9 protein-coding genes are annotated in these 6,222 nt (G+C 62.8%); 7 read left to right on the top strand and 2 right to left on the bottom strand.

The annotated features are described in order from the left end of the window. From KNW02_RS19840 to arsJ, 7 genes are all read left to right on the top strand, one after another. Positions 1 to 97 (top strand): transposase domain-containing protein (locus tag KNW02_RS19840; protein ID WP_216034917.1); only part of this gene is annotated, 97 nt, incomplete at its 5' end. A gap of 35 nt (positions 98 to 132) precedes the next feature. Further along, positions 133 to 585, top strand: a complete 453-nt coding sequence (locus tag KNW02_RS19835) for a hypothetical protein (protein WP_216034916.1) — start codon at positions 133 to 135, stop codon at positions 583 to 585. 368 nt (positions 586 to 953) lie between these two features. Further along, a complete protein-coding gene (arsB, locus tag KNW02_RS19830; RefSeq protein ID WP_216034915.1) occupies positions 954 to 2,024 on the top strand; it encodes an ACR3 family arsenite efflux transporter in 1,071 nt (356 codons plus the stop codon). Continuing rightward, entirely contained in the window at positions 2,014 to 2,733 is a 720-nt protein-coding gene (arsH, locus tag KNW02_RS19825; RefSeq protein ID WP_216034914.1) for an arsenical resistance protein ArsH, read from the top strand. The genes arsB and arsH overlap by 11 nt, the downstream gene beginning before the upstream one ends. A gap of 63 nt (positions 2,734 to 2,796) precedes the next feature. Then, positions 2,797 to 3,633: a metalloregulator ArsR/SmtB family transcription factor gene (locus KNW02_RS19820; RefSeq protein ID WP_216034913.1), complete on the top strand. Its 837-nt coding sequence runs from the start codon at positions 2,797 to 2,799 to the stop codon at positions 3,631 to 3,633. A 3-nt stretch (positions 3,634 to 3,636) separates the two neighbouring features. Continuing rightward, positions 3,637 to 4,644 carry an ArsJ-associated glyceraldehyde-3-phosphate dehydrogenase gene (locus tag KNW02_RS19815; RefSeq protein WP_216034912.1) on the top strand — a complete coding sequence of 336 codons (1,008 nt, stop codon included), beginning with the start codon at positions 3,637 to 3,639 and terminating at the stop codon, positions 4,642 to 4,644. Continuing rightward, positions 4,641 to 5,891: an organoarsenical effux MFS transporter ArsJ gene (arsJ, locus tag KNW02_RS19810; protein ID WP_348524799.1), complete on the top strand. Its 1,251-nt coding sequence runs from the start codon at positions 4,641 to 4,643 to the stop codon at positions 5,889 to 5,891. Before KNW02_RS19815 ends, arsJ begins: the two co-directional genes overlap by 4 nt. Before the next feature lie 112 nt (positions 5,892 to 6,003). Here arsJ and KNW02_RS19805 read toward each other — a convergent pair whose 3' ends face one another. After that, the gene (locus KNW02_RS19805; RefSeq protein ID WP_348524800.1) at positions 6,004 to 6,090 is read right to left on the bottom strand and encodes a helix-turn-helix domain-containing protein; all 87 of its coding nucleotides are present in this window, start codon (positions 6,088 to 6,090) and stop codon (positions 6,004 to 6,006) included. Positions 6,091 to 6,125: 35 nt separating this feature from the next. Next, positions 6,126 to 6,222, bottom strand: a 97-nt coding sequence (locus KNW02_RS19800) for a transposase domain-containing protein (protein WP_216034917.1), incomplete at its 5' end; no start/stop codon positions are given.

Below are 6,222 nucleotides of genomic sequence, written 5' to 3'. Positions count from 1 at the left end.
CGCCTATCTCAAGGCAACCCTGACCGCCATCGCCAACGGCCATCCGCAAAGCCGCATCGACGACCTCCTGCCGTGGAACTTCAAGACGTCAAGCTGACACGGCGAGTGACGCCCTGAAAACGCTTACGGAAAATGCAAGGCATCGACATCAGCAAACTCAAGACACGAACAGGCACAGTGGAACGCGTCTGGCAGATCGAGATTCAGGCAACACCTGAAGATGCGGACAAGATCATCGACAACGTGATGGAGGTCGATCCACTGATCTATGGCCGGTACAAGCGCAACGCATTTGTCAGCGCTATCGGCAGCGAGACTTACTTGCCAGAAGAAAACTCAACCAGCGCCGTGCATCTGGGAGCCGCCAACAAGGTCCAGACCTTCCCAAGCGTCCTTGTCGTTATTTCGGTCGAGCAGAACCCCGAAACGCTGGGGCGCGTCCTGGATGCTATACGCGATGTACATCATTACGAAGAGCCTTTGATCTTCATCAAGGATTGTTGGGCCAGCCGCGCCAGCTACGACCCGCACAATTCCAATCCCAATCGTTGGTGGAACCGCGAAAAGGCAAACGCGGAAAGCTGAGCTCGGAACGAATGCCTTGGGATGTTACTACCGGCGGCTAACCGTCCTTGACGGTCGGTGAACAGCCATTTGTTGTCCTTGCAGCATCGGTAGAATTGGGCTCGAACCGGAATTTCGCCGCGCTGTCCCCGAACGCTTGCTGTTGGACCAAAACCTATGGTCACAACATGCGGGACAAATACGGTCCTTTCTGTCCTGTGACCTCCAGCGCTATTTGGCGCGTCTTCTTCAGCGCTAAATGACGCGGATGTTTGGCTAAAACAATAAAACAGACCTTTGCGCGTGATGCAGCATATGACCGCTCAGAGATCAGATCGCCTGTGACTGCTGATCGCAGACTGACCTCATCAACGGGAAGTTGAGCACCAATGACCGACATGACACAACCCCAAGTGACCCCCCTAGGGACCTTCGAGCGCTGGCTGACCCTATGGGTCGGGCTGGCCATGATCGCGGGGCTGGCCCTGGGGGTGCTGGCCCCAAGCCTGGTGCAGGCCATTGCCGGAGCCGAGGTGGCCTCGATCAACCTCGTCGTTGCCGTGCTGATCTGGGCAATGGTTTATCCGATGATGGTCAGCGTCGACTTCGGCGCCGTGGCGGGCGTTGCGCGTCAGCCGAAGGGGCTACTGATCACCCTCGCTGTCAACTGGCTGATCAAGCCCTTCACCATGGCGCTGCTGGCGGTCCTGTTCTTCGATTACGTCTTTGCCCCCTGGATCGCGCCGGAGGATGCGCAGCAGTACATTGCCGGGCTGATCCTCTTGGGAGCCGCGCCCTGCACCGCAATGGTCTTTGTCTGGTCGCAGCTGACGCGTGGTGATGCCACCTACACGCTGGTGCAGGTGTCGGTGAACGACCTGATCATGGTCGTGGCCTTTGCGCCCATCGTCGCGCTGCTTCTGGGCGTTACGGAGATTGCGGTGCCGTGGCAGACGCTGGTGCTGGCAACGGTTCTCTATGTCGTGCTGCCGCTGGCGGCAGGCTTGCTGACGCGGCGCGTGCTTGGCAGCCCCGCGCGGATCGAAGCTTTCGCGGCGCGGGTGAAGCCTTGGTCGATGATCGGCCTGATTGCCACGGTCGCGATCCTCTTCGGCCTGCAGGGACAGACGATCCTGGACCGGCCCGCCATCATCGCCCTGATCGCCGTGCCAATCCTGATCCAGAGCTACCTGATCTTTGTCATCGGCTACGGCGCCGCCTATCTGATGCGCGTGCCCCACCGGATCGCCGCCCCTTGCGCCCTGATCGGCACGTCGAACTTCTTTGAGCTGGCGGTGGCGGTCGCAATCAGCCTCTTCGGCCTCAATTCCGGCGCGGCGCTGGCCACGGTCGTGGGCGTGCTGGTCGAGGTGCCGGTCATGCTGACCCTCGTGGCCTTCGCCAACCGCACCCGTGCCCGTTTCCCCGCATCACCTGAGGCCCGACAACATGACCGATGACATGCCTGCGCTGGATGGCTCCCTGCTGCCCGTGATTGACCGCAGCCTTCTGCTGGACGCGCCTGATCTGGACCATGCGCCCCGCATCCTGATCCTCTACGGCTCGCTGCGCGAGCGCAGCTTCTCACGGCTTTCTGCGGAAGAAGCGGGCCGGATATTGCGACATCTTGGTGCTGAGGTGCGGTTTTTTCACCCCTCTGGCCTGCCGCTGGTGGACGACCAGGCGGATGCCAGCCATCCCAAGGTGCGTGAGCTGCGAGATCTTGTTGCCTGGTCAGAGGGGATGGTCTGGTCCAGCCCTGAGCGCCATGGCGCCATGACGGGCCTCATGAAGACCCAGATTGACTGGATACCGCTCTCGGAGGGGGCCGTACGGCCTACTCAGGGCAAGACGCTGGCGGTCATGCAAGTGTCGGGCGGATCTCAGAGCTTCAATGCCGTCAACCAGATGCGTGTTCTTGGTCGCTGGATGCGGATGCTGACAATCCCGAACCAGTCTTCCATCCCCAAGGCATTCCAGGAGTTCGATGCGGACGGGCGGATGCGTTCTTCGGCGCTCTACGACCGGATCGTGGACGTGATGGAGGAGCTGGTGAAGTTCACCCTGTTGAGCCGCGGCCGCAGCTCCTACCTGACAGATCGCTATTCCGAGCGGAAGGAAACGGCCGACGCCCTCATTGCGCGGGTTAATCTGTCCGCAGCGACGTGACAGTCACCAGACTGTCATGGAAACTTCACTGGCATTCCAACTTAATTCCGGTATTCGGGAAATATGGAACACAATCGCGCCGCTCATGCCTTCGCCACGCTTGGCCACCCCGCCCGGCTTTCTGTCTTTGCCCTGCTGATGCGCTTCGCGCCGCGCGGTGTGCGGCCGACCGAGATTGCGGAAGCCTTGGGGTTCAAGGCAAACACCTTGTCGCATCACCTCTCGGACCTGACCGCCTGCGGTCTGGTCAACGTCAGGCGCGAGGGACGGTCGCTGTTCTACTCGGTCGACCTCGACATGACCGAGGCTCTTCTGGGTTATCTCGCGCTGGATCTGGGCCGCGCGCGCCCCGATCTGCTGGCTCTCCTTTTGTCATCTGGGACAACAACCATGCCCGCTACCGGCTATCATGTGCTGTTCATCTGCTCGGGCAATTCCGCCCGCTCGATCTTTGCCGAAGCGCTGCTGCGCGATCTCGGCGGGGAGAGGTTTGTGGCTCATTCTGCAGGAACCCGACCGGGTACCCAGCTGAACCCTTTTGCGCTGCAGGTGCTTGAGCGGAACGGGCACGATGTCTCGGCGCTGCGCTCCAAGCACCTGTCCGAGTTCCAGGCCGCGGGTGCCCCGGTCATGGATTTCGTCTTCACCGTCTGCGACACGGCAGCGGCCGAGGAATGCCCGCCCTGGCCCGGTCAGCCCATCACCGGCCATTGGGGTCTGCCAGATCCGGTCAAGGCGGCCGGCACTGATGCGGAGAAGGCCCTGGTCTTTGCGCAGACCTACGGCGCGCTACGCCGCCGACTGGAAGCCTTCGTGGCACTGCCCATCGCCTCGCTGGATCGGATGTCGCTGCAAAACCACGTCGATCAGATCGACGCCGACGCTCTGACGAAGGACTGACCCATGACCCGGATCGCACTCAACGGCCTTGGCCGGATCGGCAAGCTGGCTCTGCGCCGCCTGATCGACGAAGGGCTAGGCCCGCAGATCGTCCTGCTGAACGACGCGGCGGGCGATGCCGAACAGCACGCCCTGCTCATGGAGTTCGACAGCGTCCATGGCCGCTGGCCGGTGCCTGTCTCGGCAGATGGTGACGCGCTGGTGCTGGACGGGAGCCGCATTCCGCTGACGCAGGAGAAGACCATCGAAGCCCTGCCGCTGCGGGACATGCGGGTTGATCTGGTCATCGACGCGACCGGGATCTTCAAGACGGCGGCGAAGATTGCGCCCTACTTCGACGCCGGCGTGAGCCGCGTCGTGGTCAGCGCCCCGGTCAAGGATGGTGGTGCGCTGAATCTGGTCTACGGGGTGAACCACGATCTTTATGACGGCAGCCAGCGGATCGTGACGGCAGCCTCCTGTACGACGAACTGCCTCGCTCCGGTTGTCAAGGTCATCCACGAGGCCCTGGGCATCCGCCACGGCTCGATCACCACGATCCATGACGTGACGAACACCCAGACCATCGTGGACCGCCCGGCCAAGGACATGCGCCGGGCGCGTTCGGCGCTGATGAACCTGATCCCGACCACCACCGGCAGCGCCACGGCGATTACCCTGATCTACCCTGAACTGGAGGGCCGCTTGAATGGCCATGCCGTGCGGGTGCCGCTGCTGAACGCCTCGCTGACCGACTGCGTCTTCGAGGTGGAGCGCCGGACTACCGCCGAAGAGGTCAATGCCCTGTTCGCCGCCGCTGCCGATGGGCCGCTGAAAGGCATCCTGGGCTTCGAGACGCGGCCCCTCGTCTCGACCGATTACATCAACGACTCGCGCAGCGGGATTATCGATGCAGGATCGACCATGGTCGTGAATGGCACACAGGTGAAGATCTACGTCTGGTATGACAACGAATGGGGCTATGCCTGCCGTCTGGTGGACGTGGCGCGAATGGTGGCGGAGTCACTGTGAGCGTTGCCACCCCCGCAAATCCGATCCGTGCCTATGCGGCGGTGACGGCGGCCTACTGGGCGTTCATGCTGTCGGATGGCGCGCTGCGGATGCTGGTACTGCTGCATTTCAACGGGCTCGGCTTCTCGCCCGTGCAGCTGGCCTACTTGTTCCTGCTGTACGAGATCGCCGGGATCATCACCAATCTTGCAGCAGGCTGGCTGGCGGCTCGTTTCGGTCTGGCGGCAACGCTTTATGCGGGCCTCGGCATCCAGATTGCGGCTCTGGTGGCGCTGGCGCAGCTGGACCCGGCTTGGTCCGTCGGAGCCTCGGTTGTCTTCGTGATGGCCGTGCAGGGCGCCTCAGGGGTCGCAAAGGACCTCGCCAAGATGTCGTCGAAGTCTGCGGTCAAGGTGCTGGCACCAGCTGCGGAAGGCGGGCTCTTCCGGTGGGTGGCGGCCCTCACCGGGTCCAAGAACGCGGTGAAGGGCTTCGGCTTCTTTCTGGGAGCGGGGCTGCTGGCGTGGGCAGGTTTCCAGACTGCGGTCTGGGGAATGGCCGCGGTCCTGGCCGTGATCCTGCTGGCCGTGGCGCTGTTCCTGCCGCCGGGCCTGCCCGGGCGCATGAAGTCGGCGGAAAGCTGGTCCGGCTGGCGCTCGCAGGACCCGCGCGTCAATCGGCTGTCGCTGGCGCGGATGTTCCTCTTCGGCGCGCGCGACGTCTGGTTCGTGGTCGGCATCCCGATCTATTTCCAGGCAGTCATGTCGGACGGCACGGCCGAGGGCCGGCGCGAGGCCTTCTTTCTCGTCGGCGGCTTCATGGCAGCCTGGATCATCCTCTATGGCGCCGTGCAGGCCACAGCGCCACGCATACTTGGCGGCGCGCATCGCCCTGAACCTGCTGTGACGCAGGACGCCATCCGGTGGGCGGGACTGCTCGTCCCGATCCCCTTCGTGCTGGCCTTGGCCGTGCTGGTTGCGGGCAATCCTGCGCCTTGGCTGACAGGGCTGCTGGTCTTGGGCCTGCTGGCTTTTGGCTACGTCTTCGCCATCAACTCGTCGGTTCACTCCTACCTGATCCTCGCCTTCGGTCAGGTTGACCGGATTACTCGGGATGTCGGTTTCTACTACATGGCGAACGCGGCAGGGCGGCTCATGGGCACGCTACTGTCAGGCATCAGCTATCAACTCGGTGGACTGGCACTGTGCCTCGCAACGGCAGGCGCGATGGCGGCGGCAAGCTGGTGGGCTGTGCGGCGGGTGGCGTAGCGCACTCAACGCGCGCATCTTAGATCGAGATCTTTTGCAGTTGCAGGGAACGTCCGGTTCGTCCGCGTAGCGAAAGTTCATGTGGTGCGCAGCGAAGGGCAGCTACCGATTGCTATAATGCCTCAACGCTTGGTGTTCGTTGCAGGACCCGATAGACGGTCGGCCGCGACACATCGAACAGCTCGGCCAGATCGCTGATCGAGTGTAAGCGTTTTCAGGGCGTCACTCGCCGTGTCAGCTTGACGTCTTGAAGTTCCACGGCAGGAGGTCGTCGATGCGGCTTTGCGGATGGCCGTTGGCGATGGCGGTCAGGGTTGCCTTGAGATAGGCG

The sequence above is a fragment of the Paracoccus marinaquae genome, assembly GCF_018860165.1.
In the GTDB taxonomy this organism is placed as follows: domain Bacteria; phylum Pseudomonadota; class Alphaproteobacteria; order Rhodobacterales; family Rhodobacteraceae; genus Paracoccus; species Paracoccus marinaquae.
This window is presented reverse-complemented; position numbering and strand designations above follow the sequence as displayed.

Coding starts and splice junctions, on each gene's coding strand:
- KNW02_RS19815 (WP_216034912.1), top strand. CDS start 3,637: ATGACCCGGATCGCACTCAACGGCCTTGGCCGGATCGGCAAGCTGGCT.
- KNW02_RS19820 (WP_216034913.1), top strand. CDS start 2,797: ATGGAACACAATCGCGCCGCTCATGCCTTCGCCACGCTTGGCCACCCC.
- arsH (WP_216034914.1), top strand. CDS start 2,014: ATGACCGATGACATGCCTGCGCTGGATGGCTCCCTGCTGCCCGTGATT.
- KNW02_RS19835 (WP_216034916.1), top strand. CDS start 133: ATGCAAGGCATCGACATCAGCAAACTCAAGACACGAACAGGCACAGTG.
- arsB (WP_216034915.1), top strand. CDS start 954: ATGACCGACATGACACAACCCCAAGTGACCCCCCTAGGGACCTTCGAG.